A 25,329-nucleotide genomic window follows, 5' to 3' on the forward strand; every position below is an offset into this window, starting at 1 on the left:
TTCTCGGGGATGCGAGAATCCGGCCATGGCCGAAAAGGACGCAGGGGAGAGGCGCACCGCGCGCAGGAGACTGCGTGACGTTCCCCTGGCCCCCGTGGCCTTCAAGGTCGTGGCCGGCGTGCTGCTCAAGTTCCTCGCCGCCCTGCTCCTCCTCGCCTTCGCTTTCGTCTCCGGTTCCGGGTTCTCCGCCGGGAAGCTGCTGGACGCCGTGCTCGACCTGGTCGGGGGCCTGTTCTTCGTCTGCCTGTTCCTCTGGCTCTTCGCCCGCCTCCGATCGGGGAGGAGCCGGCCGAGACCGGGGAGCTGAGGACCCCTATTTCCGCATCAGGGACCGGTAGACGGCCGTGGACCTGGGGTTGCCCCGGCAGCCCCACACCCCGTGCGGGCAGTAGTCGGTGATGCTCTGGTACAGCGCGCGGTTGTCCGCGAACCACTTCACCATGCCCTTTATGTACGCCGGGTCGTCGCCGTTCTCGTACAGTCCCCACTCGGGATAGGAGACCGGCTTCCCGTGCGCGCGGGCGAACCTGACCTGATCCCGCAGTCCGTACGGCTCCGTGACCTGTTCCGCGAAGGACATCCCGCGGGGGGAGTCGTAGGCGTCCATGCCGATGATGTCCACGAACCGGTCCCCCGGATAGCACCGGGTCCAGGGGACCGCGTCCCGCCCCCGGTTGGGCGTGAAGTCGAACCGGAGACGCTGGCCCGGCACCGACCGCATCGCGGTGACGATCCGCACCCAGTACGCCTTCCAGGCGGCCGGGTCCGGTCCGCAGCGGTGGGTGTACGTCACCCCGTTCATCTCCCAGCCGAGCACCACGACGGTGTCCGGTGCGCCGACCGTCACCAGCCGCCGGGCCAGCGCCCGGAAGTGTCCGTCGTACCGTCCGGCTGCCCCGAACCGGAGCCGGCGGCGTACCTCGGCGTCGGGCAGATGCGCCTCCGTCCGTTCCAGCATGGGCACGTTGAGCACGAGGAGCCGGTCGGGCTCGGCCCGCCGCCAGTTCGCCCACAGCCGTACGAAGTCGGGGGCGCCCTCGATGTTCCGCCACACGTCACCGGGGAGGTAGGTGTGCCCGACCCGGGGTTCGTCGTCCCCCAGCCAGCTGCCGAGCGCGCTCACCCGGCGTACGCCTTCGGCGCCGTAACCGACGTACGCCCCGAAGGGGCCGGGGGCGGCGGGCCGGGCGGTCTCCGGGCGGGAGACGGGGAGGAGGAACAGGGCGACCAGCGTGGCGACCAGGAGGAACCTCAGACGTGCCATGGGGTGCAGTCTGGTCGTTCCGGGAGGGCAACTTGCCCGTTGTGGGCATCTTGGACTGCTGTGCGAAGCCGCCGGCCGCCGACGCCCGGCGCGGTCACGGCGGTACGAGCACCCCCTGCCGGCGCAGCCGGGGCGGCGGGGGCACCGCGGGGCCGGTGCGGACCTCGAAGTGCAGGTGGCGGACCGTCGGCGCGGTCCAGCGGTCGGTGGGGCTCCCGGACGGCGGGGCGCTGGGGGTGCCGGAGGCGCGGTGCTCGTCCCGGGGGGCGGCCTTGGCGGGCGGGATGAGGAACGCGCCCGTCAGGAGGAGGACGACCGCGGCCGTGAGGAGTCGTGGATCATCCGTTCGCATTGTCGGATCCTCGGACGAACGGCCGGGCCCGGGGCGGCCTCACACGCCGGATGCCGCGACTTTCGCCCGTTCGGGTCCGGCGCTCGGATCGGGGTGTGCCGGCCGACCAGGGCGCTCGCGAGGATCGTCCTCACCATGTCCGGAGACTGAACGCCCGGCCGTCGTCCGCCCGTACTTGCGGGGACAGCGTTCGTCCGCAGATCGGAGTCCCCCGTGCACGCATCCGCAGCCATCGGCGTGACCGGCCTCGGAGTGATGGGCCGCAACCTGGCCCGGAACTTCGCCCGGCACGGCTACCCGGTCGCCGTCCACAACCGCACCCCCGCCCGCACCCGCGCCCTGGTCGAGGAGTACGGACACGAGGGCACGTTCGTCGGCGCCGAGACCGCCGCGGACTTCGTCGCCGCCCTCGAACGCCCCCGGCGGCTCATGATCATGGTGCAGGCCGGTGCCGCCACCGACGCCGTCATCGACGAGTTCGCGCCGCTCCTCGAACCCGGTGACATCGTCATCGACGGCGGCAACGCCCACTTCGCCGACACCCGCCGCCGCGAGGCCGCCCTGCGCGAGCGGGGGCTGCACTTCGTCGGGGTCGGGGTGTCCGGCGGCGAGGAGGGCGCGCTCAACGGGCCGTCCATCATGCCGGGCGGCTCCGCGGAGTCCTACGCCGTCCTCGGGCCCATGTTCGAGGACATCAGCGCGAAGGTCGGCGGCGAGCCGTGTGCCACGCACGTCGGCGCGGACGGCGCCGGGCACTTCGTGAAGATGGTCCACAACGGCATCGAGTACGCCGACATGCAGCTCATCGCCGAGGCCTACGACCTGCTCCGCCAGGTCGGCGGGTACGCGCCGGCCGAGATCGCGGACGTCTTCCGGGAGTGGAACGGCGGCCGGCTCGGGTCGTATCTCATCGAGATCACCGCCGACGTGCTCGCCCACGTGGACGCCGCCACCGGCGCGCCCTTCGTCGACGTCGTCGCCGACGCGGCCGGACAGAAGGGCACCGGGCGCTGGACCGTCCAGACCGCGCTGGACCTGGCCTCGCCGGTCACCGCGATCGCCCAGGCGACCTTCGCCCGTGCCGCGTCCGGCCGCCGCGAACTGCGCTCCGCGTACGCCGGGTTGCCCGGCGGCACCACGCCCCCGCTGAGCGCCACCGAGGCCGACCGCTTCGCCTCCCGGGTCGAACACGCCCTGTACGCGTCGAAGGTCATCGCCTACGACCAGGGCTGGACGATGATCCAGGACGCGGCCGCCGAGTACGGCTGGAAGATCGACCTGGGCGCGGTGGCCCGGATCTGGCGGGGCGGCTGCATCATCCGTGCGTCCTTCCTGGACCGGATCCGCGCGGCCTACCGGGCCGACCCGGACCTCGTCAGCCTGCTGGCCGAGCGGGAGTTCGCGAAGGAGATCGCCGACGCGCAGGTGCCGTGGCGGGAGACGGTGGCCTCGGCGGCCCGCCGTGGCATCCCCGTCCCGGCGTTCTCGGCGGCCCTGTCCCACTACGACACGCTGCGGTCCGACCGACTCCCCGCGGCCCTCCTCCAGGGCCAGCGCGACTACTTCGGCGCGCACACGTACGGCAGGGTCGACCGGGAGGGATCGTTCCACACCCACTGGGCAACAGAGGGCCGCCCTGAAACCCAGGGCTGAGCAGCGCCCCGTCTTTTAGGGGCGCGGGGCTGTATTTGATGTGCGGCTACCGCCGCGTGGGCGCGACAAGCCACGACGGACCGGCAGACGACGACGTGCGGCATCGTCGTGGCTGAGCGCGCAGTTCCCCGCGCCCCTCACGGGGCTCGGACAGCCTCCGCCGGAGGCACCCGCAGGGCTCGTCGCGTCGGCAGTTCGATCGTGACGTACGACGTGAGGATCACCGTCACCGTTGCCGCCGGCAGCAGCCACACCGGGCCCGCCGGCCACGGGCGGTGCAGGAAGGCCTGGCCCAGCAGCGCCAGCGGCACCGCGGACAGGGCGAGGCCGGCCGCCAGTGCCGTCACCGCGATCACACCGGCCTCCCGGCGCATCATCGCCAGGATCTGCCTCGGCGTCGTACCGACCAGCCGCAGCGCGGCGATCTCCGTGCGGCGCTGGGCGGTCGCCGCGACCAGCCGGTTGGCGATGCTGAGCAGCAGATAGCCGAGCAGGACGACGATGACGGCCAGGTTCACCCACACCTCGGGCGGGGTGTCCGCACCCGCCCGCGGGGCCGTGTCCGACAGGGCGAGGCCGGGACGGGCGGCGGCGAGGGCGGTCAGCGCGCGGTCGGCCCCGGCGGAGCCGTCCGTGCGGACCAGCGCGCTCTGGTCGAGGCCGTTCGTGGTGTGCCCGGCGGCCAGGTCGTGGGAGAGGACGATCGGGCCGAAGCCGAGCCCGCGGTCGTACACGGCCACCACCTTCGCCTCGACGGGCGCGCCGTCCCCGAGGAACAGCTTGATACGGGCGCCCGGTTCGGCGCCGCGCGGGCCCGCCACCTCGCTGCTGACGGCCACCGTCGCACCGGTCAGACCGCTCAGGCTGCCCCGCGTCACCCCCAGGTCGAGGACGTCCTTCGCGGCCGGGGCCAGGATCAGCGCCGAGGCGGACTCGGTCTGGGGGTCGTCGAACTGACGGTACGGCCAGACCACGGTGGTCGTGCCGACGGGTGCCGCGGCCTCGACGCCCGGGAGCCGTCGTACGGCGGCGAGCGTGTCGGCCGGCAGCCCGCCCAGCGCGGGGGCGCCGAGGCGGTACTGGCCCAGCGTCCCGGTACGGGTGTCGTCCGAGGTCGCGGCCAGCACCGTGGTCTGCGCGAGCGTGTACGTCAGCACGAACACGACCGCCATGGCCAGCGGGCTGATCACCCCGGTGACCCGCTGCGCGTACGCCCGTACGTTGGACAGGGCCAGCCAGGTCGGCGCGGACACCCCGGGACGCAGTCGTCGTACGACCGCCTCGCCCGCCGTCCGGACCAGCGCGGGGCCCGCCAGCGCCAGGCCGATCGCGGCGACGATGCCCGCGATGGAGGTCGCGGAGGCACCGATCGGGGTGCGTTGCAGCAGCGGGGTGACGGACAGGACGCAGGAGACGGCCATCAGCGACAGGCCCGTGACCGTACGGGACCTGGACGGGGTGCGGGGCTCGCTGCGGGACTCGGCAACCGCCTCGGTGGCCGGCATCTTCGAGGTCCGCCAGGCCGCGCAGCGGGCGGCGACCCGGACGACCGTGACGAGGAGGACGACCGCCGCCAGGGCCGGGAACGGGCTGAACGTGAGGGGGAGTCCGGCCGGCAGCACGTCCCGGTGGACGAGGAGCGTGCGGAAGCGGGCGGCGAGGAGATAGCCGAGGGCGATGCCGGGGACCAGGGCCACGGCCGTCACCGTCGTCGACTGGGCGGCGGCCAGCCGGCGGATCTGCCGCGGCGTCGCCCCGACGGCCCGCATCAGCGCCAGGTCCCGGCGCTGGCCGGCGATCGCCACGCCCAGCGCGCCCGCGGTGACGAACCCGGTGATCAGCAGGACGATCCCGCCGAGGGAGCCGGACAGGAGGATCAGCAGGGAGCGGGCGGAGCCGATGCCGGGGGCCGCGGCCGTCCCGCGGTCGGCTCCGGTGAGGACCTTCAGGCCGGTGCCGGAGACGGCTTCGCGCGCCGCCGAGGCGACCTGCTCCGCGGTCCCGGGGCGGGTGCGGAGGCCGATCAGGTCGACGGTGTCCCGCCGGGCGCGGTCGGCCAGTTGTGCCGCCCTGCCGTCCGTGAAGTAGAGGCCCGCGTCCGGGGCGTGGACCAGGGCCGAGACGCGGTAGGCGGTCGCGGTGGCGCCGCCGGCGGTGACGCGGACCTCGTCGCCGACGGCCAGGCCGGTGGAGGCCGCCACCGCCACCTCGGCGGGGGTCGCCGGGGCACGGCCCTCGACGCGCGGCCCGGCGAGCAGCTTCGTCGAGGACCAGCCGTGGCCCGCCGTCGCCGGGTCCTCGCCGGCGACCGGGACGAGACGGCCGTGCGGGTCCGTCACGGCGGCCGGGAAGCCGAGGTCGCCGACCGCGGCCGTCACGCCGGGCAGCTTCGCCAGGCGGTCGGTGAGTGCGGCCGGGACCGTGGCGCGTTCCGGCAGGGCGATCGGGAGGTCGCCGGGGACGTGGTACTCCTGGTCGGCGGCGACCACGACGTCCGCGCCGCCGAGCCGGCCGGGCGGCAGCTGGGAGCGCAGGCCGGACTCCGCCAGCACACCCGTGGCGGTGATCAGGGCCGCGCCGCCCAGGACCGCGCAGGCCACGGCGAGCAGCGAGGCGAACCGGTGGGCGGCCATCCGCAGGGCGAAGTGCAGCACGGCGCTCACCTCTCGCCCAACGCGGCCAGTTGGATCGCCAGTTGGGAGGCCGTCGGATTGTCCATGGCCTCGACCACCCGGCCGTCGGCCATCACCAGCGCCGTGTGCGCGCGGGCGGCGGCGGCCGGGTCGTGGGTGACCATGACGACGGTCTGGCCGAGGTCGTCGACGAGGGTCCGGAGCAGGTCGAGCACCTGGTGGGCGCTGCGCAGGTCGAGCGCGCCGGTCGGCTCGTCGGCGAACACCACCGCGGGGCGCGCGGCCAACGCCCGTACCAGTGCGGCCCGTTGCTGCTGGCCGCCGGAGAGTTCGGCGGGGCGGTGGTGGAGCCGGTCGGCGAGCCCGACCCGTTCGGTCAAGGTGCGGATCCAGTCCCGGTCGGGACGGCGGCCGGCCAGCCGCAGCGGCAGCGTGATGTTGTCCTCGACGGAGAGGGACGGGATCAGGTTGTAGGCCTGGAAGACGAAACCGACGCGCTCCCGGCGCAGTTCGGTGCGCTTGGTCTCGTTCAGCCCGGAGATCTCCCGGCCGTCGATACGGACGCTGCCCGAGGTCGGCGAGTCCAGTCCGGCCGCGCAGTGCATCAGCGTGCTCTTGCCGGACCCGGAGGGGCCCATCACGGCCAGGAAGGTGCCGTGCTCCACGATGAGCGACACCTCGTCCAGGGCCCGCACCCCGCCCGGGTACGTCTTGCCCACGCCCGTCAGTGCGATGGCGGGGGCCCGGCGGGCGGTCTCCACGGTGGCCGTGTTCATCGACGCCCCCGCAGCCGGCGCGCCACCAGGATGCCCGCGCTGAGCAGGGTCACCACACCGCAGGCCACGTGCGACCAGACGGGCACACCGCCGTACGAGGTGGCCATGTTGGCGCCCGCGCTGAGGACGAGGAGGGACCACAGCAGCACGCGGACGAGGTCCGCGCCGCCGCCCGGCCGGTCGACAGGGGGCGGGCTGGTGAGGCGATAGGGGTCGGTGCTGGCCACGGGAACCTCCGGCTGGGGGCTGACGTCCTGCGTTACGGGTACCGACGCTACGGACCGTGACCACCCTCGGCCGATCCCGTGGACCGCCTGGTTCGAGGTACAGCAGGCGCTACTTTCCGGTCCGCACGGGCCCGGCCAACCGCCGTACGCCCTAGGGTTCCTGACGTCGGAGGAAGGAGCGCGATGGCTGTCACCAGTGTGCGGGCGGAGGGTGTCAGGGTCCTCGCCGGGCGGACGCTGCGCGCGGCGGGCGGTGCGGTCGCCGAACTCGCCGGCGGACTCGGCACGGCCGCCCCGGCGTTCGGCCTGCTGCTCCTGCTCGCGGTGACGGCCGTGACCGCGCCGCTGGGTGTGGGCATGCTCCTGGCCCCGCTCGCGCTGCGCGCGCTGCACGCCCTGGCCGGCCGGGAGCGGGCGCGGCTCGGCCGGCGCGGGCCCGAGGTCATCGCCCCCGGACCGCCGCCCACCCGGCTGCGGCTCGCGCTCACCGACCCCACCACCCGGCGCGAACTGCGCTGGCTGCTGCGGCACGGCACGCTCGGCCTGCTGCTGGGGCTGCTCGGTGTCCTGCTGCCGCTCTCCGCCGTACGGGACACGCTGTTTCCGCTGTACTGGCGGTTCATGCCCGAGAACCTGACCGCCACCTCCTTCGGCTACGGCGTCGCGCACTCCTGGGCGGACGCCTTCGCCGTCTGCATGCTCGGCATCGGGTCGGCCGCCGTCATCCTGGGCCTGACCCCCGGCACGGCGCGCCTCCAGGCGGACCCCGGGCGGCGCCTGCTCGCCGCCGGTCCCGACACGGACCTCTCCCTCCGGGTCGCCGAACTCACCGCCACCCGCGCCGCCGCCCTCGACGCGCACGCCACCGAACTGCGCCGGATCGAGCGGGCGTTGCACGACGGCACGCAGAACCGGCTGGTCTCGGTCACCGTGCTGCTCGGCGCCGCCCGCCGCCAGGTGGCCCGGGACCCGTCCCGCGCCGACGAGATCCTGGAGCGCGCCCAGTCCGCCGCCGAACAGGCGCTGGCCGAACTGCGCACGGTCTCGCGGAGCATCCTGCCGCCGGTGCTGGACGACCGGGGCCTTGCGGGCGCCCTGTCCGGCCTGGCCGCCGAGTCGCCGGTGCCGTGCCGGATCGACGTCGACGCGCCCGAGCGCTGTGCCGCCTCCGTGGAGGCGACCGCCTACTTCGTCGTCGCCGAGGCCCTCACCAACGTCGCCAAGCACAGCGGCGCCGACCGGGCCACGGTCGCCGTCCGGGCCCGCGGCGGCCGGCTCACCCTGACCGTCACCGACGACGGCCGGGGCGGCGCCGACTCGGCCGGCGGCTCCGGGCTGACCGGCATCCGCCGCCGGGTCGCGGCGCACGACGGCACCCTCCGCCTGACCAGCCCGGCAGGCGGCCCGACCACCCTGGAAGTGGAACTGCCCTGTGGAACCTGACCGAGTGCTGCGGATCGTGATGGCCGAGGACGACCCGCTGTTGCGGGAGGGCCTGGCCCTGCTGCTGCGGGCCGAGGGCGTCGAGGTGGCCGCCACCGCCGGGACGCCGGACGAGGCGCTGGACGCCATCGACGCGCACCGGCCGGACGTGGCCATCCTGGACGTCCGGATGCCGCCCACCCACACCGACGAAGGCATCCGCGCCGCCGTCGAGGCCCGGCGCCGCCACCCCGGCCTCGCCGTGCTCGTCCTGTCGGCGTACGTCGAGCAGAGCTTCGCCACCCAGCTGCTCACCGGAGGGGTCGGCGGCCTCGGCTATCTGCTCAAGGAACGGGTGGGCCGGGTCGAGGAGTTCCTCGACGCCCTGCACCGGGTGGCGGACGGCGGCACCGCGATCGACCCCGAGGTCGTCGCCCAGCTCTTCACCCGCTCCCGCCAGGACACCCGCCTGGAACGGCTGAGCCCGCGCGAACGCGACGTACTCGCCCTGATGGCCGAGGGCCTCGGCAACTCCGCGATCGCCGAACGCCTCGTCGTCACCGACGGCGCCGTCCACAAGCACATCCGGTCCATCTTCGCCAAGCTCGACCTGTCCCCGGCCGACCGGGTGGACCGCCGGGTCGCGGCGGTCCTGCACTACCTGGAGGACGCCCGGGTCAGATCCCGCTGAGGCTTCTGGTGCCTTTGAGGCAGGTCAGACGCGGACGCCGAACATGAACGGGCCGCCGATGGTGGACATCGACTCGTAGCGGACGACCGTGCCGGTGCGCGGGGCGTGCAGGATCTGCCCGTTGCCCGCGTACAGGCCCACGTGGTGCAGGTCGTTGAAGAAGAAGACCAGGTCGCCGACCTGGAGGTCGGACGTCGAGTAGATCCTGGTGCCGATCCCCGTCTGGGACTCGGAGGTACGCGGGATGGAGACCCCGGCCTGCGCGTAGGCCCAGGAGGTCAGGCCCGAGCAGTCGAAGGAGGACGGGCCGGTGGCGCCGTAGACGTACGGCGTGCCGAGCTTGGTCTTGGCGGCGGCGAAGGCGGCCGCGGCCCGGCCGGTGGCGGAGGTGTCGTTGCCGAGGTCCACCCGCTCGCTGGAGGAACGGCTGGCGCGGTCCTGCTCGGCGGTCAGCGCGGCCTTCTCGGCGGCGGTGAGGCTGTTGAGCAGCTTCTGCGCCTCGGCCAGCTTGGCCTGGACTTCCTTCTTCTTGGTGCCGAGTTCGGTGCGGGTGGCGGCCAGGTCCTTGAGCTTGCCGGTGGCCTCCGCCCGCTCCTGCGCCAGCTCGCGCTGCTTGGCCTGGATCTTCTTCAGCGTCTCGACCTGCTGGCCGCTCAGCTGGTCAAGGGTGGAGGCCTTGTCCAGGTAGTCGTCCGGGTCGGCGGAGAGGAACAGCTGGAGGGACGGGTCGAGGCCGCCGCTGCGGTACTGGGCGGTGGCCATGGAGCCGATGCCGTCCCGCAGTTCGTTCAGCTCGTCCTGACCGCGCGCGACCGAGTCCTGCAGCGCGGATATCTGCTTCTGGAGCTTCTCCTGCTTCTCCTTGGCCCCGTTGAACTTCTCGGTGGCCTGCTCGGCCTCCTCGTACAGCTTGTCGACCCTGGACTTGACCTCGCTCTTGCTCGGCTTCGCGCCGGGCGCGGCGTCGGCCGCCTGTGCGGAGAGGACCACGGCGGCAGCGGCGGCGGTGGTGAGCACGGTGACCCGAGCACGGCTCGGCTGCTTGGGACGACGGTGGAACGCCACGGGGGCGATCTCCTTCCGAGCGAGGAGTCGAGCTACGGATCAAGTAAGGAGCAAGCGATGGATCAACTAGTAGTACGAGTCCCAGACATTAATGACTCTCTTATGTTCAGTTCAAATCTCCGCATGGAAAAAATCCGGCCACCGGTTGCCAACTGGCCTTCTGTGCCAGCCGGGTCACGGAGCGTCGGGCCGTTGATTGTAAAGAACCTTGACAGTTAATTGGTCTAGTCCAAATATGGGCGCCCATGAGACGCACTCGTGCCCTGCAGGCCGCCCTGACCGCAACCGCCCTGTCCACCGCCCTCGTTGCCTTCGGATCAGGCGCCGCGCAGGCCTCCCCGCACCACGCCGCGAAGCCCATGCCCGCGCGGGTCGCGGCGCCCTACTTCGAGGCCTGGACCGGCCAGAGCCCGGCCGCGCTCGCCGCCGAGTCCGGCAACAAGTACCTCACCCTGGCCTTCCTCCAGACGCCCGCCGCGGGCTCCTGCACCGCCGACTGGAATGGCGACTCCACCCAGCCGATCTCCCCGGCGTCCTTCGGCGCCGACATCGCCACCCTCCAGGCCCGCGGCGGCAACGCCATCCCCTCCTTCGGCGGCTACGCAGCCGACACCACCGGCACCGAACTCGCCGACAGCTGCACCGACGTGGACGCCATCGCCGGCGTCTACGAGAAGCTCGTCACGACGTACGGCATCTCCCGCATCGACCTCGACATCGAGGCCGACTCCCTCGCCGACACCGCGGGGATCGACCGCCGCAACCAGGCGATCGCCAAGGCCGAGCGCTGGGCCGACCGCACCGGCCACCCGCTCCAGTTCTCCTACACCCTGCCGACCACCACCAAGGGCCTGGAGACCAACGGCCTGGCCGTCCTCCAGAACGCCGTCGCCCACCACGCGCGCGTGGACGTCGTCAACATCATGACCTTCGACTACTACGACGGCGCCCCCCACGACATGGCCGCCGACACCAGGACCGCGGCCGACGGCCTGCACGCCCAACTCGCCGCCCTCTACCCGCACAAGAACTCCAGGGAGCTGTGGGGCATGGTCGGCGTCACCGAGATGCCCGGCATCGACGACTACGGCCCCGAGGAGACCTTCACCACCCAGAACGCCGTGGACGTCGAGCGCTGGGCCGCCGCCCGGGGCATCGACACCCTCTCCTTCTGGGCCCTCCAGCGCGACAACGGCGACTGCGTCGGCACCGGCGGCGCCAACGCCTGCTCCGGAATCGCCCAGGACCCCTGGTACTTCAGCCACACCTTCGCCCGCTTCGCGCGCTTCGCCGGTCTGGGGCGGTAGGCCCCGTCCGGTCGATTCCTCCGACCGTGCCGACCGGGCGTCCACACCCTGTGGACGCCCGGTCGGCCGCGGTGGGGCCTACGGGTTGACGACGCTGCCGCCGAAGGTGACGTTCAGCTTGCCGCTCGACGCGAAGGACAGCCGAGGGCGCCCGCGTAGGAGGAGCACCGGGAGCCGTTCGTACCGGTCCAGAACTGGGGGCCATGTATGCAAGGGGAGTCCAGAGATGTGATCACTGAGGGGTCTGGTGGGGGTTATTTCGATGGCGATCGGAATGGCGGCCGCCGCCCGCCGGTTGAGCCTGGTATGAACGAGACTGTGGACAAGACGGACAAGATCCAGCTCGGCGCCATCGGCGTGTGGCGCCATGAGGACACCGGGCCCGGCCTGGCGGTCGAGCTGGAACGCCTGGGCTACGGCACGCTCTGGCTCGGCAACGTGACCGATCCGGACCTGGCCGAGGTCGAGCGGCTGCTCGACGCCACCGAGACACTGGTCCTCGCCACCGGCATCGTGAACATCTGGTCCAACCCGGCCGACCGGGTGGCCCGTTCCTACCGCCGTATCGCCGAGCGTCACACGGACCGCTTCCTGCTGGGCATCGGCGCGGGTCACCCGGAGGCGACCAAGGAGTTCGTACGGCCGTACCAGGCCCTGAACGACTACCTGGACGTCCTCGACGAGGCCGGCGTCCCGGTGGCGCGCCGCGCCCTGGCGGCCCTCGGCCCCCGGGTACTGCGCCTGGCCGCCGACCGCACGGCGGCCGCGCACCCTTACCTCGTCACCCCGGACCACACCCGCCAGGCACGCGAGACCCTCGGCACCGGACCGATCCTGGCCCCCGAGCAGAAGGTGGTCCTGGAGACGGACCACACCCGGGCCCGAGCCGTCGGCGACGGCACCCTCGGCGCCTACCTGAACCTGTCCAACTACCTGGCCAACCTCCGCCGCCTGGGCTTCGACGACACCGACTTCGCGGACGGCGGCAGCGACCGCCTCTTCGACGCGCTGATCCTGAACGGCGACGCGGCCCGGGTGGCGGAGGGCGTCCGCGCCCACCAGAAGGCGGGCGCCGACCACGTGGCGCTCCAGCTGCTGCACCCCGCGGACACCGACCCGTTGCCGGGGTACCGGGCACTGGCGGAGGCGCTGGGGCTGGCAGGCTGAGGGACGAGGAAGCGGCGGAGCCGTCGCTGCGGGGTGCCGCGTTCCGGCCGTGCCGATGGAGTCGTGGCATCCGGCCGCGGCGTCGCGAAAACCCGTTGGCGGACCACGGCGACCACTGCTACTTTTCCGGTGGCCGTGCGAGAGAACGAGGAGGTGGTACCCGTGAACACACTGTTGACATGGGTGCTCTCCTCCGGAGTCACGGTCGGGCGATAGGTCGTCCGGGAGCGCCGTTCTGCGTACTCCCGAAAGGCACGACCATGCACTTCACTTCCGAACAACGCCTCGACGACGGCGTCCTCGAACGCGAATTCACCCTCGGCGGCGAGATCCCCGGCATCCTGTGGACGCCCGCATCGGCATCCGCATCCGCACCGGCGCCGCTGATCCTGCTCGGCCACCCTCCGCTCGGCCTGCGCAAGATGTACCCCCGGCTGGCGGGGCGCGCCCGGCAAGCCGCGGCGGACGGCTTCGCCGCGGCCACCATCGAGCTCCCCGGGAGCGGTGACCGTCCCCGTTGGGCCGCCGCCGAGCAGGCCCGCGCCGACCTGCGGCGGGCCATGGAGGCCGGCGAGCCGGTCGGCGACGAGATCATCGACGCCGTCGTACTCCCGCTCGTCGAAAAGTCGGTCCCGGAATGGCAGGCCGCACTGGACGCCCTCCTGTCGCTGCCCGAGATCGGCGGCCCGGTCGGGTATTCGGGGGGAGTGATTTCCGTCGGCATCCGGCTTGCGGTGGTCGAGCCGCGCATCTCGGCCGCCGTTCTGTTCGCCGGGAGTCTCGTGCCCGCCGCCATGTTCGAGGAGGCCCGCCGGATCACCATTCCGCTGCACGTCCTGCTGCAGTGGGACGACGAAGGGAACGACCGGCAGGCGTCCCTGGAGCTGTTCGACGCCTTCGGCTCCGAGGAGAAGACACTGCACGCCAACATGGGCGGACACACCGGCGTCCCGCAGTTCGCGGGGGACCCCGCGGCCCGGTTCTTCGCCCGGCACCTGAAGTGAGGCCAGGCCTCCTCGATCATCAGGACTCCGTGATGGCCGGACAGTCGGCAGACAGCAGGCCGACGGGAAGTCCCTGGCCGGTGCCGCCGTTCAGGTCCTGACGAACCTGACGATCCTGACGATCCGTCCCCGACGTCGCACTGCCGTCGACGTCGGGGACGGTGCTGCCCAGCCCGGACGAACCTTGCCGACGGGACCACGTCCACCCCTGGTGCCGGCGTCAGCTGGGGAACATCCCGGCAGTCGCGTTGACCCAGGTGCCCGTGAGGGCGACCCCGGCGTCCGAGGCGAGGAACGTCGCCGGCGCCGCGATGTCCGCGATCCGCGGGGAACGCTTCGTCATCCGCAGCGAGTCCAGATGGGCGCGGCCACCGGCCACCGCCGCCTCGTCCATCGCCGGGGCGCCCGCCGCGCTCAGCTTCTCCGGGGTGAGGGTGTCGGTGACCTCGGCGGTCAGTGCACGCGCAGTTCGCGCCGGTGGCCTTCGACGAGGGCGGTGAAGGAGTCGTCACCCGAGCCCGACCCGGCTTCGGCTTCGGCTTCGGCTTCGGCTTCGAAAAGCGTCACGGCGACGGGCGTGACGTTTTCCGGAGGGGTGTGGCGTTCTCCGGCGCCGGGCCCGGCGCCCGCCCGCCTCCCGGGCTAGGCGTCGTAGCTGTGCGAAGCGGGTGTTGAGGCTCTCCATGTCCGCGTGGAACGCGGTTCCGGGTGCCAGCCGTACCCGCCCCAGCCGGTCTCCGAGGTCCGAGAGCAGTTCCCTGGCCGGTGGCACGCCGCCCGTCCGCCGCCGTTCCCGGTAGGCCCGCTGGCGGCAGGCCTGGGAGCAGTAGGACGCGGTCCGGCCGGTGCCGCCGCCGCTCTCGATCCGCCGGCCGCAGACGCCGCAACTGCCTGTCATGCCCGGCACCTTATGTCCGGCCCAGCCCCGTGACGAGAAGGGCGACGAGACGGCGGGCGTCGTAGCCGGGGTCGTTCTCCGCGCCGATGCAGAGGTTGCCGACGCCGCGCATCAGCTCGATCGCGGCCAGGTCGGTGTGGATCTCGCCGGACTCGGTCGCCGCGTCGAGGAGCCGGGTGCAGACCGGGACCAGGCGGTCCAGGAAGTAGGCGTGGAGGGCGTCGAAGCCCGTCTGGTCGGAGCGCAGGGCCGCGGCGAGGCCGTGCTTGGTGACCAGGAAGTCCACGAAGAGGTCGATCCACCGGCGCAGCGCCTCGTACGGGCTCGGCGCGTCGGCCAGCAGGGCCGGGCCGGCCTCGGCGCAGGCCTCCACCTGGTGCCGGTAGACGGCGATGATCAGGTCCGCGCGGGTCGGGAAGTGCCGGTAGATCGTCGCCGTGCCGACCCCGGCCCGGGCCGCGATGTCGCGTACCGGTGCCTCCACGCCCGACGCGACGAACGCCGCAGCGGCCGCTTCCAGCAGGGTCATCTCGTTGCGCCGGGCGTCCGCCCGGCGGGGCCGGACCGCCTGCTCCTCGTCCTTCATCGTGCGTTCCTCATCGTGTGCTCCCTCCGCCGTCACCCTATCGGGGCGTTGCTAAACGGGACGGCGTTCCGTATCGTCGAAGACATGAAACGGGACATCGTCCCGTTTGTCTGCAGGTCATGTTGCTTCATGTGAGGAGACTCCGTCATGCAGTACCGCACCTTGGGCCGTACCGGTGTGCAGGTCAGCGCGCTCGCGCTCGGCGCGATGAACTTCGGCGCGATCGGGCGCACCACGCAGGAGGAGGCGACGGCGCTCGTCGACGCCGCCCTGGATGCCGGGATCAACCTGATCGACACCGCCGACATGTACGGGCAGGGCGAGTCGGAGGAGATGGTCGGCAAGGCGATCGCCGGCCGCCGCGACGACCTCGTGCTGGCCACGAAGGCGGGCATGCCGATGGGCGACGAGCGCAATCACCGCGGCGGTTCACGGCGGTGGCTGGTCACCGAGCTGGAGAACAGCCTGGTCCGGCTCGGCGTCGACCATGTGGACCTCTATCAGATACACCGCTGGGACCCGGCCACGAGTGACGAGGAGACCCTGTCGGCGCTGACCGATCTGCAACGCGCGGGGAAGATCCGCTACTTCGGCTCCTCGACCTTCCCGGCCTACCGGATCGTGCAGGGCCAGTGGGCGGCGCGCGAGCACCACGTGAGCCGGTACGTCACCGAACAGCCCAGCTACTCCCTCCTCCAGCGCGGCATCGAGGCCCATGTGCTGCCGGTGACGCAGGAGTACGGGATGGGTGTGCTGGCGTGGAGCCCGCTGGCCTCGGGCTGGCTGTCGGGCGCCGTGCGCAGGGGCAGGGACATCACCACCAGCCGGTCCAGGATCCTTCCCGACCGCTTCGACCTCACCCTGCCCGCCAACCAGGCCCGGCTCGACGCCGTGGAACGGCTCGCCGCCGTCGCCGAGGAGGCCGGACTGACCCTGGTCCAGCTCGCGCTCGGCTTCGTCACCGCGCACCCCGCCGTCACCAGCGCCCTCATCGGCCCCCGTACCCAGGACCACCTGAAATCTCAGCTCGCCGCCGCCGACACCGTGCTCTCCGCCGACGTCCTCGACGCGATCGACGCGATCGTCGCCCCCGGCACCGACCTGGCCGCCCACGAGAAGTACGACACCCCGCCCGCCCTGCTCGACCCGGCTCTGCGTCGCCGCTGACTCTCCCAGGAGCACCACGATGACCACGGAACCGTTCCTAGAAACTGAGCGGGAGTGAGTCCTGTTGCCAGGATTCGTGCTCAGCCGAACGCCCCGTACGGTGTTGGGCGTTCTGGTCGACCGCTTTCGCTGCGCGTCCGGCGCCGGCGGATCGTGTCCGTGGTCCGGGGATGCGGGGGCGGTGTCCCTCACGCCCCGGGGCCACCGATACGGCCTGGACGGTCCGATGCCCGCACCCATCGCTCTGGTGGGTGCGGGGCGGTGCCGTCCGACGCCGGATCGGGTGCCCCAGGGCGCGCCTTCCGATCGCCACGGCGGCTGCGTCGTGGCGGGTGGTCTTCCTGGTGTTGCTGGTGAGGGGTTTCTGCCAGTGCTGGGCGCCCCACCGGGAGGTGTAGGCGGGGTCGACGGCGATGACGGGGATGCCGAGTTCGGCCGCCATACTCACCAGCCGGGCCCGCAGCCCTGACGGGCATACCGGAGATCAGCTTCCGGAACCGCTTCTTGCGGCCGTGTTTCTCCCGGGTGGTCTCGGCGGTGAAGTCGAGGTCCTCGATGGCGACCGCGAGACGATGGCGTTTGGCCCAGTGCAGCGCCGGATCAGCGCGTGCCTCGCCTGCGCGTCGCGGTGCTGAGCGGTGCCGGTGAGGTCGTAGCCGAAGCGGAGTGGTTCGCCGACCGGGTTCCCGTGTTCGTCCAGGCGCCAGGCGCCAGGCGGCCAGGTGGTCGACGTCGGTGTCCACACCGACCAGACCGTTCGCGCGGGCCGTCGCCAGCGGGGATCGTCTGGACGGGGGGGAGGGTCCAGGAGGCGGTCAGATACCAGCGGCCCCGGCCGGTGTCTTCGTGGACGCGGTAGGCCACGGCCCGGTTGCCGGTGATCCGGTCGGCCCACTGTTCGCCCCGGTGCGCGAACGACACCTTCGCGGCCAGGACGTACCGGCCGTGCGGGGCGTTGGCCAGGTGCGCCAGTGGCGCGGGGAGCTTGAGGGAGACCTCGCCGCCGGGAGTGACGCGGAGGGTCTCGTTGCCGTACCGCTTGCCAGACTCGCCGTCGGCCTGGAGAAAGCGGCGCCCGGCCCGCCACCGTGTGCGCCACTCCTTCTCGCTCAACTGCGCCTGCTTCAGGTGGTGGCGGGTGGTCAGCAGCCGCTTCCCGCCGCGCACCACGTGCACGACACCGGCCTGCCAGTGGGCCCGCCCCGCCTGGAGCCGGCCTTCGAGGACGTGCAGACGGGTCGTGGTCCAGTCCGGCCGCGCACCTGGCCTTCAGATCACGGGAGGCGAGTGACCGAGGTGGTCACCGACCAGGCCCAGCACCTTCTCGTCCTCGCCGGTCAGACCCTTGAGCCGGGTACGGATCGTAACGCCCGCCGGACCGGGCGCCACGAACGGCGCCGCCACCTCCCGCAGCCCACCCACCGCCCACACCCCCGCCTCGGTGTTACCGAAATCCGTCACCCCACCCAACGACCACCACTGACGAAGGGCACGCATTCGATGCAAGAACTCTCGTTCCCTGCCCGGAGCACGCCTGCCATCGCCCGGCACGCTCACTCATACGCGCCAGAACGCGTTCAATCGACGCCGGTCACCAGCTGTTCACAACCCCGCTTCGGGATCATGACCGCCCCCATGCAGGTGTCGTACGACGATGTCCTGCGGGTCTGGCGGGAGGCGGACGAGATCCCCGAGATCGAGCACGCCTGGCTGTTCGACCACCTCATGCCGATCGGCGGCGATCCCGACGGGCCGATCTACGAGGGCTGGACGCTGCTGTCCGCCCTGGCCGCCCGGACGCGACGCCTGCGCCTCGGTCTCCTGGTGACCAGCAACCGTTTCCGGCCGCCAGCGATACTCGCGAAGATCGCCACGACCGTCGACGTCGTCTCCGGCGGCCGGCTCGACTTCGGCATCGGTGTCGGCTCACGGCCGCATCCGCCCGAGGCCCGCCGCGAGTATCCGGCGTACGGCCTGCCCTTCACGCCTCCCGCGCAGGCCGTCGAGAGCCTCGCCGAGGCCTGCGCCCTGATCCGCCGTCTGTGGACGGCCGCCGAACCCTTCGACTTCCACGGCAGCCACCACCAGCTCACCGGGGCCTTCGCCAATCCCAAACCCGTCCAGCGCCCCCATCCCCCGATCCTGATCGGCGGCCGCTCGGCGGCGACCCTCCGGGTGGCCGCCGAACACGCCGACCTCTGGAACATCCCGGGCGGCGACATCGAGGACTGCGTCAGCCGCAGCGCCCTCCTCGACCGCTACTGCGCGGAGATCGGCCGCGACCCCGCCGAGATCACCCGCTCCATCCATCTCCCCGTCTCCTACGACCACCCGGAGACGACCCGTACCGCGATCGCCGAGGCGCTGGGCGCCGGCTTCCGGCACATCGTCCTGGGCCTGCCGGCCCCGTATCCGGAGGGAGTCGCGCGCTGGGTGGCGGACGAACTCATCAGCAAGGAGGCCTGACACCTCCGGGCAGGAGACGCAGCCCCGTCACCCTCTTCTCACCCTCACCCTCTCCCCTCACCGAACCGCGCGATCGCCGTCAGGACCGCCTCGCGCATCGCGGGACTGCCGGTGTGGCCGGAGTCGTCGATCACCTTCAGTTCCGCGTCCGGCCAGGCTCTGGCCAGCTCCCACGCGGTCTTGAGCGGGCTGCCCAGGTCGAGCCGGCCGTGGATCAGCACCCCCGGGATCCCCGCCAACCGGTGGGCGTCCCGGAGTAGTTGGCCGTCCTCCAGCCAGGCGTCATGGGCGAAGTAGTGTGCGCAGATCCGGACGAAGGCCATCAGCGAGTCGTCGGGCCGGTCGCTGTAGGCGCCGGGACTGCCCAGTACCTCGTGGGCGATGACGGCGTCCTCCCAGGCGCACCAGTCACGGGCCGCCTTGACCCGGATCGCGTCGTCGGGACTGTTCAGCAGCCTGTCGTAGGCGGTGACGAGGTTGCCGGCGCGGTCCGCGGCGGGCAGGGCGTCGCGGAAGGCCTCCCAGGGGCCGGGCAGCAGGCGGCCGACGCCGTGGTAGAGCCAGTCGGTCTCCTCCGGGCGGGTCATGGTGACACCGGCGATGACGATCCCGGAGACCCGCTCCGGGTGGCGTTCGGCGTAGGCGAGGATGAGCGTGGAGCCCCAGGAGCCGCCGTAGAGGAGCCAGCGCTCGACACCGAGGTGCTCGCGCAGCCGCTCCATGTCGGCGACGAGATGGTCGGTGGTGTTGTGGGCGAGGCTGACGGCGGGGTCGGAGGCGTGCGGCCGGCTCTCACCGCAGCCGCGCTGATCGAAGAGGACGATCCGGTAGACCTCGGGGTCGAACAGCCTGCGGTTGCGGCGGCCCCCGCCGCTGCCGGGACCGCCGTGCACGCACAGGGCGGGCATTCCCTCCGGGTTGCCGGCGGTCTCCCAGCAGATCCGCTGGCCGTCACCGACGTCGAGGAGCCCATGGGCATACGGCTCGATGGGCGGGAACTGCTCGGACATGATGATCTCCCCTGAAAGGCTGCGTGGGAACAGCCTTATTCCACACCGGAGTTGGCCGGGGGGACATCGCGCGGGGCTGGGGCACCGGTCCGGGCCCTGGTCGCCACGGATGGGAGAAGACACGGACGGGAGAAGAGGAGACAGACACCAGGCCGGAGGCCCGAGGCTACGTTCGGCGCCGTCACCCAGGCCATACCGACCGCTCACCGACGGGCCGCACCTGCCGTTCGCCGGGAAGGTGTCACCGGCCGTTCGCCGGGCGTGTCGTACCGGTTGTCGCCGGGCAGCTCCGCGGCGACAACCGGCCGAGCGGGCCGTGCCGGGCTTGTGCGGTGTGCGGCTCGCTGCTGAACCGGTGGCCGCTTCTACCGCAGTCCGGTCCGCTCAACAACCGGGTGCCACATCTGAGGCTTTCCAACCCGCGAACCGCGCAGTACTCGCGGTCGCCGGAGGGTGTCACCAGCCGAGGGCGTCCTCGTCGGCTCGCGCCTCCCGGGGCGGCGTGACCGGGCGGGGGTCATGGCAGGTGAAGCCGAGGCGGGTCAGTGCGCGGCGCATTTCGAGCGACGTGAAGTCACGGCGGTTCTGCCGGGTGATCACTTCGCCGACCTGCATCACGGGGTAGACGCGGCCGTCGATGGTCACGCCCACGCCGGTGACGGGTTCGGGCGTGTGGCTGCTCATCGAGTGCTCGACCTCGCTCTTCGTCAGGTCGAAGGGGAAACGGGCGATGACAACACGCATGGATGCCTCCTCAGGGGGCGACCGCGGGGAGCGGCGGGACGGGGGTTCGGACGGCGGTCAGGGGTGAGGGCGAGAACGCCCGGGGTGTATCCGTGTTCGTCGATCACGGGGGACACGTCCGGGGTGCGGTCCAGCGTCGGGGCGGACGGGCCGGGAGTCGGCTCGGCCTGTCCGCCGGAAGCGCAACCCCGTGCTCCGGCTGCGAGCTGGTCCTCCTCCGGCTACTGGTCGGCCCTTGAGGTGGTACGGCGGGTCCGGGCGGCGGACGACCGGCCTCCGCGGCCACGGCCCCGGCCGCGGCCGCCGGACCGCGTGCCCTCGCGTGGCGTGTCGGCGGTCGGTGCGGCCAGGGTGACGGGCACACCCGAGGGGGTGCGGGCGCCGGTGATGCGATGCAGTTCGGCCTCACCGGGACGGACCTGGACGGCTTGCGCGGTGATCCCGGCGTCCGTCATCAGGCGGTCCACGGCGCGCCGTTGGTGCGGCAGGACGAGGGTGACGACGGTGCCGGTCTCGCCGGCGCGGGCGGTACGGCCGCCGCGGTGCAGGTAGTCCTTGTGGTCGGCGGGCGGGTCGACGTTGACGACGAGGTCGAGGCCGTCGACGTGGATACCGCGGGCGGCGACGTTGGTGGCGACGAGGACCGAGACGTGGCCGTCCTTGAACTGGGCGAGGGTCCGGGTGCGCTGCGACTGGGACTTGCCGCCGTGCAGGGCCGAGGCCCGCACACCGACGGCGAGCAGCCGCTTGGCGAGCCGGTCCACCGCGTGCTTGGTGTCCAGGAACATCAGCACGCGTCCGTCCCGGGCGGCGATCTCGGTGGCGGCGGTCTCCTTGTCGACGTCGCGCACATGCAGCAGGTGGTGCTCCATGGTGGTGACCGCGCCCGCGGACGGGTCGACCGAGTGCACGACGGGGTCGTGGAGGTAGCGGCGCACCAGGAGGTCGATGTTCCGGTCCAGGGTGGCCGAGAACAGCAACCGCTGGCCGCGGTCGGGGACTTGGTCGAGCAGGGCGGTCACCTGCGGCATGAAGCCCATGTCGGCCATCTGGTCGGCCTCGTCGAGGACGGTGATGTTGACCTGGTCCACCCGGCAGGCGTCTCGCTCGATGAGGTCCCGGAGGCGGCCGGGCGTCGCGACGACGACCTCGGCACCGGCCCGCAGATCGCTGATCTGGCGGCCGATCGACATGCCGCCGACCACGGTGGCGAGCCGCAGCCGCAGGGCGCGTGCGTAGGGGGTGAGCGCGTCGGTGACCTGTTGGGCCAGCTCGCGCGTGGGCACGAGGATGAGGGCGAGCGGCTGCTTCGGCTGGGCGCGCTGTCCGTCCAGGCGGGCCAGCAGCGGCAGGCCGAAGGCGAGCGTCTTGCCCGAGCCGGTGCGGCCCCGGCCCAGGACGTCCCGGCCGGCCAGCGCGTTCGGCAGGGTGGCCGCCTGGATCGGGAAGGGGACGGTCACGCCTTCGGTGCGGAGGGCGGACAGCAGCCGTTCGGGCATGTCCAGTTCGGCGAACGTCTCGACGGCGGGCAGCGGCTCGGTGAGCGTGACCGGCAGCGCGAACTCCTGGCGGCCGGGAGCGGAGCGCTGGCCGTTCTTGCGTCCGGTGCCCTGCCGGGAACCCTGGTGGCCCGATCCCTGTGAACGGAAGCGACTGCCGGGGGTGGAGCCTGTCGAGCGGGTGGTGGTGGTGGTGCGGTCCGTGCGGTGGCGGCCGGAGCTGCCGCCCGTGCGACGGGTGCGGTTCAAGAAGGAACCTTCCTCGATGCGGCGTATCGAGGAATTCCGGCCGGCGGACGGGTTAACCGCGCGAGGAATCACAAGAATGAGCCGGAGAAAAACAGAGAAAAGCTGGGGCCCGCACCCCAAGAGCGCGGGCCCCAGCCTCAAATCGTGCGAGCTAGTGGCTCGCCACGGTTCGCGTCAGCTTCAGGCGGGAACGATGTTCTCGGCCTGCGGGCCCTTCTGGCCCTGCGTGACGTCGAAGGTCACCTTCTGGCCTTCCTGAAGCTCGCGGAAGCCCTGGGTGGCGATGTTCGAGTAGTGGGCGAAGACGTCGGGGCCGCCACCCTCCTGCTCGATGAAGCCGAAGCCCTTTTCCGCGTTGAACCACTTCACGGTGCCAGATGCCATATTGAATCTCCCTTGAGGGGCAGTGCCGGACTCCGCACTTTACGAAGCCGAGTCGCCGCGATGATCACCCCTCCGGAATGATCCGGAAAGCTTTACAAAGAAAAAATTTCTCTGGCAACCAAAACTGCAACTGCTATCACGCTAACACAGGTGGGCTGTAAGCGGCCATGTGTTTTCGGGTCCGCACGGCAATTCTAGTGCCGCTGTCACCCATATTTCTGCACTGGCGGGACTAGGTATCCGTGCCGCATCCGTCGAGCTTCCGGCTTGTTTCCCGGTTCAGCCGGAGGGCGTCCGCCAGCTGGTTCTCCAGGGAGACGATCCGGCACGCGGCCTCGACGGGGGTGCCCTGGTCGACCAGCTCCCGGGCGCGCGCGGCGATGCGCAGCTGACGGCGGGAGTACCGGCGGTGACCTCCTTCCGAACGCCGGGGGGCGATCAGTCCGGTCTCGCCGATGGACCGGAGGAAGGCGGGCGTTGTACCGAGAACGGCGGCGGCCCGTCCCATGGTGTAGGCGGGGTAGTCGTCATCGTCGAGGTTGCCGGCGACAGGGGCGTTCTCAGCGGGCATGACACCTTCGTTTCGGGGACGCGGCGGGGGACCCGGGCAGGCCTGGCACCGGTCTCCGAAGGATCCGGCACCATCCGCGTCACACGGCAACCCTAACTCCGGCAGCCCTGGAGATGTGGATCCGCCGTGACAGATTTCCGTTTGCCGCCGAGCCTTTGCACCGCGTGGGTGGTCAGCCCCCGCCTGGCGCATGATCAGTCCGTTCGGCGTACCGCCCGGGCCGCGACGGTGGGGCCGCGCGGCGGGCGGGATGCCGACGTCGGCCGGGTCAGGCTCCGGTGCCGAGCAGGTCGTGGGCGGCGACCCACAGGGTGTAGGGGTTGGCGAGGTCCGGGTAGGCGGCCGTCAGCCGGTCGATCAGCTCGGCAGGTGCGGAGCTGCGTGCCAGCGCCGTCTCGAAGTCGGCCAGGTAGCGGCGGCTCTCGTCGAGCTGGCGGCGGGCCTCGTCGTCGGGGGCCGAGGGATCGCGGTGGCCGGCGATCAGGGTGTCGGCCGCCAGCGCCGCCACGGTGTCCAGCGCCCGCGCCCAGTCGGCCCGGGACTCGGGGGTGGAGCCCGCCAGCCACATGTGGGTCCGGTTGTAGACGACGTCACCGGAGACGACCAGGCTCAGCTCGGGGACGTGGACGACGCTGGAGTGCCCGGTGTCGGTGGTGCCGACCGGGATCACCGTGGCCGTCGCGGCTCCGACCGGGATCGTGGTGCCCGCCAGCGGTCCGGGCGCGACGGGAGCGCCGGTCAGCCCGTCGGGGAAGAAACCGCCCCAGACCTTCAGATAGCCCGGCGAGATCTGCTCCCGCATCGCGGGGACGGAGTCCGCCAGGGCCACCGGCCTGGCCCGCGGGAACGCCGTGAGGATCTCCGGCAGCCCGAGGAAGTGGTCGGCGTGCGGATGGGTGATGTAGAGGTGGTCGGGCTCGACGTCGTGGGACCTCACCCACTCGGCCAGCTCTCGCCCCTCCCGCATGGTGATCAGGCAGTCGACCAGCAGGGCGCCCTCGTCGTCACTGATCAGGGTCGAGGTGCTCGGCGGCCAGGTCGCCGGCCCCACCGCCTCCTCGAATCCCGGCGCCGCGCTCGGGATCGGCTTGGGACCCACTACGAACACGTCGAAGTCAAGGCTCATCACCACATGATCGCCCCCGGACCGGCCGCACCGTATCCGCATGTTGACTGCACCCCGCCTGCCGCTTGCCGCCGCCCGATCCAACCGGCTGCGTGCCCCGCTCCCACCGGCCCCCTGCCCGGCTCCGCCGGTGGTGTGCCCGTCCGCCGCGTTCGGCGTGTCGCCCGCGGCGTCCGGCTGGTCGCCGGCCGCGCTCGGTGGGTCGGACGCCGGCAAGTGCAGTCATGTTGCTGATACCACCCCGCGCTGCGCTGCCCGACGCTGGTGGTCATGAACCCGAACGCGGACGTATCCGGCAGTGGCTCGCGCCCGCTGGCGGACGGGAACCGGCTGCCGGTGCCCGGTCACGGCGTCTGGCAGGTGCCCGACGGACGCGCCTGTGTCGACGCCGTGTGCTCGGCCCTGGACGCCGGTTACCGGCACATCGACACGGCCCAGGCCTACGGCAACGAGGCAGGCGTCGGCCGTGCCCTCCGCGACAGCGGCGTACCGGTACCGCGCGGCGAGGTGTTCGCCACCACGAAGTTCCAGCGGCGGGGCAACGATCCGGTCGGGCAACTGGAGAACAGCCTGCGGCGCCTCGGCGTGGAGCAGGACAGAAGGAGCACGCCATGCCGATGATCGATGTATATGCCACGACCGGCACGTTCACGGACAAGCATCAGCTTGCCCGGGACCTCGCCGCGACGCTGATGGCCATCGAGAAGGTCCCGGACATCCCGATGTTCCGCCAGAACACCGCCGCGTTCGTCCATGAGCTGTCGGCCGGTGACCTGTCGGACGTCGACGGCGCCTCGGACCACGTCCGCGTGCAGGTGCTGACCAACGCGGGCGCTCTCGACCGTGACAAGCAGCTCGCGGTGGTGCGCCGGTTCACCGGCATGATCGCGGAGGCCGCCGCCGATCCGGCCCTCGCGGACCGCACCTGGGTGCTGCTGACCGAGGCCGTGCCCGGCGGATGGGGGCTGGCCGGCCACGCCCACACCAACGACGAGCTCGTCGCCGCGGCCCGTAAGCAGATCGCGGAGTTGCGGGCGGCGGCCGGGGACCGCTGACGCGGTAGGACCC

25 protein-coding genes and 2 pseudogenes are annotated in these 25,329 nt (G+C 72.2%); 11 read left to right on the plus strand and 16 right to left on the minus strand.

Annotated elements, in window-relative coordinates; translation table 11 throughout:
* The first annotated feature begins 25 nt into the window (after positions 1–25).
* On the plus strand, positions 26–307 hold the full coding sequence (locus tag ACGFZQ_RS31950; RefSeq protein ID WP_393843228.1) for a hypothetical protein: 282 nt from the start codon (positions 26–28) through the stop codon (positions 305–307).
* Between the two features lie 6 nt (positions 308–313).
* Here the strand turns inward: ACGFZQ_RS31950 and ACGFZQ_RS31955 are convergent, their stop codons facing one another.
* The gene (locus ACGFZQ_RS31955; RefSeq protein WP_393843229.1) at positions 314–1,264 is read right to left on the minus strand and encodes a glycoside hydrolase family 26 protein; all 951 of its coding nucleotides are present in this window, start codon (positions 1,262–1,264) and stop codon (positions 314–316) included.
* Between the two features lie 94 nt (positions 1,265–1,358).
* A complete protein-coding gene (locus ACGFZQ_RS31960; protein WP_393843230.1) occupies positions 1,359–1,616 on the minus strand; it encodes a hypothetical protein in 258 nt (85 codons plus the stop codon).
* A gap of 213 nt (positions 1,617–1,829) precedes the next feature.
* On the opposite strand from ACGFZQ_RS31960, the gene gndA reads away from it, so the two are divergent.
* Positions 1,830–3,269, plus strand: coding sequence for an NADP-dependent phosphogluconate dehydrogenase (gndA, locus tag ACGFZQ_RS31965; RefSeq protein WP_393843231.1), 1,440 nt, complete (start codon positions 1,830–1,832; stop codon positions 3,267–3,269).
* 137 nt (positions 3,270–3,406) lie between these two features.
* Here gndA and ACGFZQ_RS31970 read toward each other — a convergent pair whose 3' ends face one another.
* From ACGFZQ_RS31970 to ACGFZQ_RS31980, 3 genes are read right to left on the minus strand one after another with little or no spacing between them, the layout of a single operon-like run.
* Positions 3,407–5,923 carry an FtsX-like permease family protein gene (locus ACGFZQ_RS31970; RefSeq protein WP_393843232.1) on the minus strand — a complete coding sequence of 839 codons (2,517 nt, stop codon included), beginning with the start codon at positions 5,921–5,923 and terminating at the stop codon, positions 3,407–3,409.
* A 5-nt stretch (positions 5,924–5,928) separates the two neighbouring features.
* Entirely contained in the window at positions 5,929–6,678 is a 750-nt protein-coding gene (locus tag ACGFZQ_RS31975) for an ABC transporter ATP-binding protein (protein ID WP_393843233.1), read from the minus strand.
* Positions 6,675–6,905, minus strand: a complete 231-nt coding sequence (locus ACGFZQ_RS31980; RefSeq protein ID WP_351696194.1) for a hypothetical protein — start codon at positions 6,903–6,905, stop codon at positions 6,675–6,677. Before ACGFZQ_RS31980 ends, ACGFZQ_RS31975 begins: the two co-directional genes overlap by 4 nt.
* Before the next feature lie 183 nt (positions 6,906–7,088).
* Between ACGFZQ_RS31980 and ACGFZQ_RS31985 the strand changes: the two genes are divergently transcribed.
* Together ACGFZQ_RS31985 and ACGFZQ_RS31990 are read left to right on the plus strand one after the other, a co-directional pair.
* Entirely contained in the window at positions 7,089–8,348 is a 1,260-nt protein-coding gene (locus ACGFZQ_RS31985) for a sensor domain-containing protein (RefSeq protein WP_393843234.1), read from the plus strand.
* Between the two features lie 7 nt (positions 8,349–8,355).
* Positions 8,356–9,018: a response regulator transcription factor gene (locus ACGFZQ_RS31990; protein ID WP_351696295.1), complete on the plus strand. Its 663-nt coding sequence runs from the start codon at positions 8,356–8,358 to the stop codon at positions 9,016–9,018.
* A gap of 24 nt (positions 9,019–9,042) precedes the next feature.
* Here ACGFZQ_RS31990 and ACGFZQ_RS31995 read toward each other — a convergent pair whose 3' ends face one another.
* On the minus strand, positions 9,043–10,083 hold the full coding sequence (locus ACGFZQ_RS31995) for an NlpC/P60 family protein (protein ID WP_393843235.1): 1,041 nt from the start codon (positions 10,081–10,083) through the stop codon (positions 9,043–9,045).
* Between the two features lie 245 nt (positions 10,084–10,328).
* Between ACGFZQ_RS31995 and ACGFZQ_RS32000 the strand changes: the two genes are divergently transcribed.
* Positions 10,329–11,390: a chitinase gene (locus tag ACGFZQ_RS32000; protein WP_393843236.1), complete on the plus strand. Its 1,062-nt coding sequence runs from the start codon at positions 10,329–10,331 to the stop codon at positions 11,388–11,390.
* 78 nt (positions 11,391–11,468) lie between these two features.
* Here ACGFZQ_RS32000 and ACGFZQ_RS32005 read toward each other — a convergent pair.
* Positions 11,469–11,587 (minus strand): annotated as a pseudogene (locus tag ACGFZQ_RS32005) (right-handed parallel beta-helix repeat-containing protein); the annotation flags it as partial.
* A 109-nt stretch (positions 11,588–11,696) separates the two neighbouring features.
* Between ACGFZQ_RS32005 and ACGFZQ_RS32010 the strand changes: the two are divergent.
* Positions 11,697–12,557 carry an LLM class F420-dependent oxidoreductase gene (locus ACGFZQ_RS32010; protein ID WP_393843237.1) on the plus strand — a complete coding sequence of 287 codons (861 nt, stop codon included), beginning with the start codon at positions 11,697–11,699 and terminating at the stop codon, positions 12,555–12,557.
* Positions 12,558–12,817: 260 nt separating this feature from the next.
* Positions 12,818–13,561 carry an alpha/beta hydrolase gene (locus ACGFZQ_RS32015; protein ID WP_393843238.1) on the plus strand — a complete coding sequence of 248 codons (744 nt, stop codon included), beginning with the start codon at positions 12,818–12,820 and terminating at the stop codon, positions 13,559–13,561.
* A gap of 220 nt (positions 13,562–13,781) precedes the next feature.
* Here ACGFZQ_RS32015 and ACGFZQ_RS32020 read toward each other — a convergent pair whose 3' ends face one another.
* Entirely contained in the window at positions 13,782–13,955 is a 174-nt protein-coding gene (locus tag ACGFZQ_RS32020) for a hypothetical protein (RefSeq protein ID WP_393843239.1), read from the minus strand.
* Positions 13,956–14,469: 514 nt separating this feature from the next.
* A complete protein-coding gene (locus tag ACGFZQ_RS32025; protein ID WP_351738487.1) occupies positions 14,470–15,045 on the minus strand; it encodes a TetR/AcrR family transcriptional regulator in 576 nt (191 codons plus the stop codon).
* A gap of 147 nt (positions 15,046–15,192) precedes the next feature.
* On the opposite strand from ACGFZQ_RS32025, the gene ACGFZQ_RS32030 reads away from it, so the two are divergent.
* Positions 15,193–16,212, plus strand: coding sequence for an aldo/keto reductase (locus ACGFZQ_RS32030; protein ID WP_393843240.1), 1,020 nt, complete (start codon positions 15,193–15,195; stop codon positions 16,210–16,212).
* Between the two features lie 37 nt (positions 16,213–16,249).
* Here the strand turns inward: ACGFZQ_RS32030 and ACGFZQ_RS32035 are convergent.
* Positions 16,250–17,634: pseudogene (locus ACGFZQ_RS32035) on the minus strand (transposase).
* A gap of 117 nt (positions 17,635–17,751) precedes the next feature.
* Between ACGFZQ_RS32035 and ACGFZQ_RS32040 the strand changes: the two are divergent.
* Positions 17,752–18,678 carry an LLM class flavin-dependent oxidoreductase gene (locus ACGFZQ_RS32040; RefSeq protein WP_393843262.1) on the plus strand — a complete coding sequence of 309 codons (927 nt, stop codon included), beginning with the start codon at positions 17,752–17,754 and terminating at the stop codon, positions 18,676–18,678.
* A 44-nt stretch (positions 18,679–18,722) separates the two neighbouring features.
* Here ACGFZQ_RS32040 and pip read toward each other — a convergent pair whose 3' ends face one another.
* From pip to ACGFZQ_RS32070, 6 genes are all read right to left on the minus strand, one after another.
* Positions 18,723–19,688: a prolyl aminopeptidase gene (gene pip, locus ACGFZQ_RS32045; protein WP_393843241.1), complete on the minus strand. Its 966-nt coding sequence runs from the start codon at positions 19,686–19,688 to the stop codon at positions 18,723–18,725.
* 456 nt (positions 19,689–20,144) lie between these two features.
* On the minus strand, positions 20,145–20,432 hold the full coding sequence (locus tag ACGFZQ_RS32050) for an SCO5918 family protein (RefSeq protein ID WP_351738498.1): 288 nt from the start codon (positions 20,430–20,432) through the stop codon (positions 20,145–20,147).
* A 221-nt stretch (positions 20,433–20,653) separates the two neighbouring features.
* Positions 20,654–22,180 (minus strand): DEAD/DEAH box helicase, encoded by a 1,527-nt coding sequence (locus ACGFZQ_RS32055; RefSeq protein WP_393843242.1) that lies wholly within the window; start codon positions 22,178–22,180, stop codon positions 20,654–20,656.
* 180 nt (positions 22,181–22,360) lie between these two features.
* Positions 22,361–22,564 carry a cold-shock protein gene (locus ACGFZQ_RS32060; RefSeq protein ID WP_031482971.1) on the minus strand — a complete coding sequence of 68 codons (204 nt, stop codon included), beginning with the start codon at positions 22,562–22,564 and terminating at the stop codon, positions 22,361–22,363.
* Positions 22,565–22,796: 232 nt separating this feature from the next.
* Positions 22,797–23,135 (minus strand): helix-turn-helix domain-containing protein, encoded by a 339-nt coding sequence (locus tag ACGFZQ_RS32065; RefSeq protein ID WP_393843243.1) that lies wholly within the window; start codon positions 23,133–23,135, stop codon positions 22,797–22,799.
* Between the two features lie 268 nt (positions 23,136–23,403).
* Positions 23,404–24,261: an MBL fold metallo-hydrolase gene (locus ACGFZQ_RS32070; RefSeq protein WP_393843244.1), complete on the minus strand. Its 858-nt coding sequence runs from the start codon at positions 24,259–24,261 to the stop codon at positions 23,404–23,406.
* Positions 24,262–24,531: 270 nt separating this feature from the next.
* Between ACGFZQ_RS32070 and ACGFZQ_RS32075 the strand changes: the two genes are divergently transcribed.
* Together ACGFZQ_RS32075 and ACGFZQ_RS32080 are read left to right on the plus strand one after the other, a co-directional pair.
* A complete protein-coding gene (locus ACGFZQ_RS32075) occupies positions 24,532–24,882 on the plus strand; it encodes an aldo/keto reductase (protein WP_393843245.1) in 351 nt (116 codons plus the stop codon).
* Positions 24,879–25,316: a hypothetical protein gene (locus ACGFZQ_RS32080; protein ID WP_393843246.1), complete on the plus strand. Its 438-nt coding sequence runs from the start codon at positions 24,879–24,881 to the stop codon at positions 25,314–25,316. Before ACGFZQ_RS32075 ends, ACGFZQ_RS32080 begins: the two co-directional genes overlap by 4 nt.
* Positions 25,317–25,329: the final 13 nt, after the last annotated feature.

It is taken from the genome of Streptomyces sp. NPDC048254, assembly GCF_043201895.1.
GTDB lineage: Bacteria > Actinomycetota > Actinomycetes > Streptomycetales > Streptomycetaceae > Streptomyces.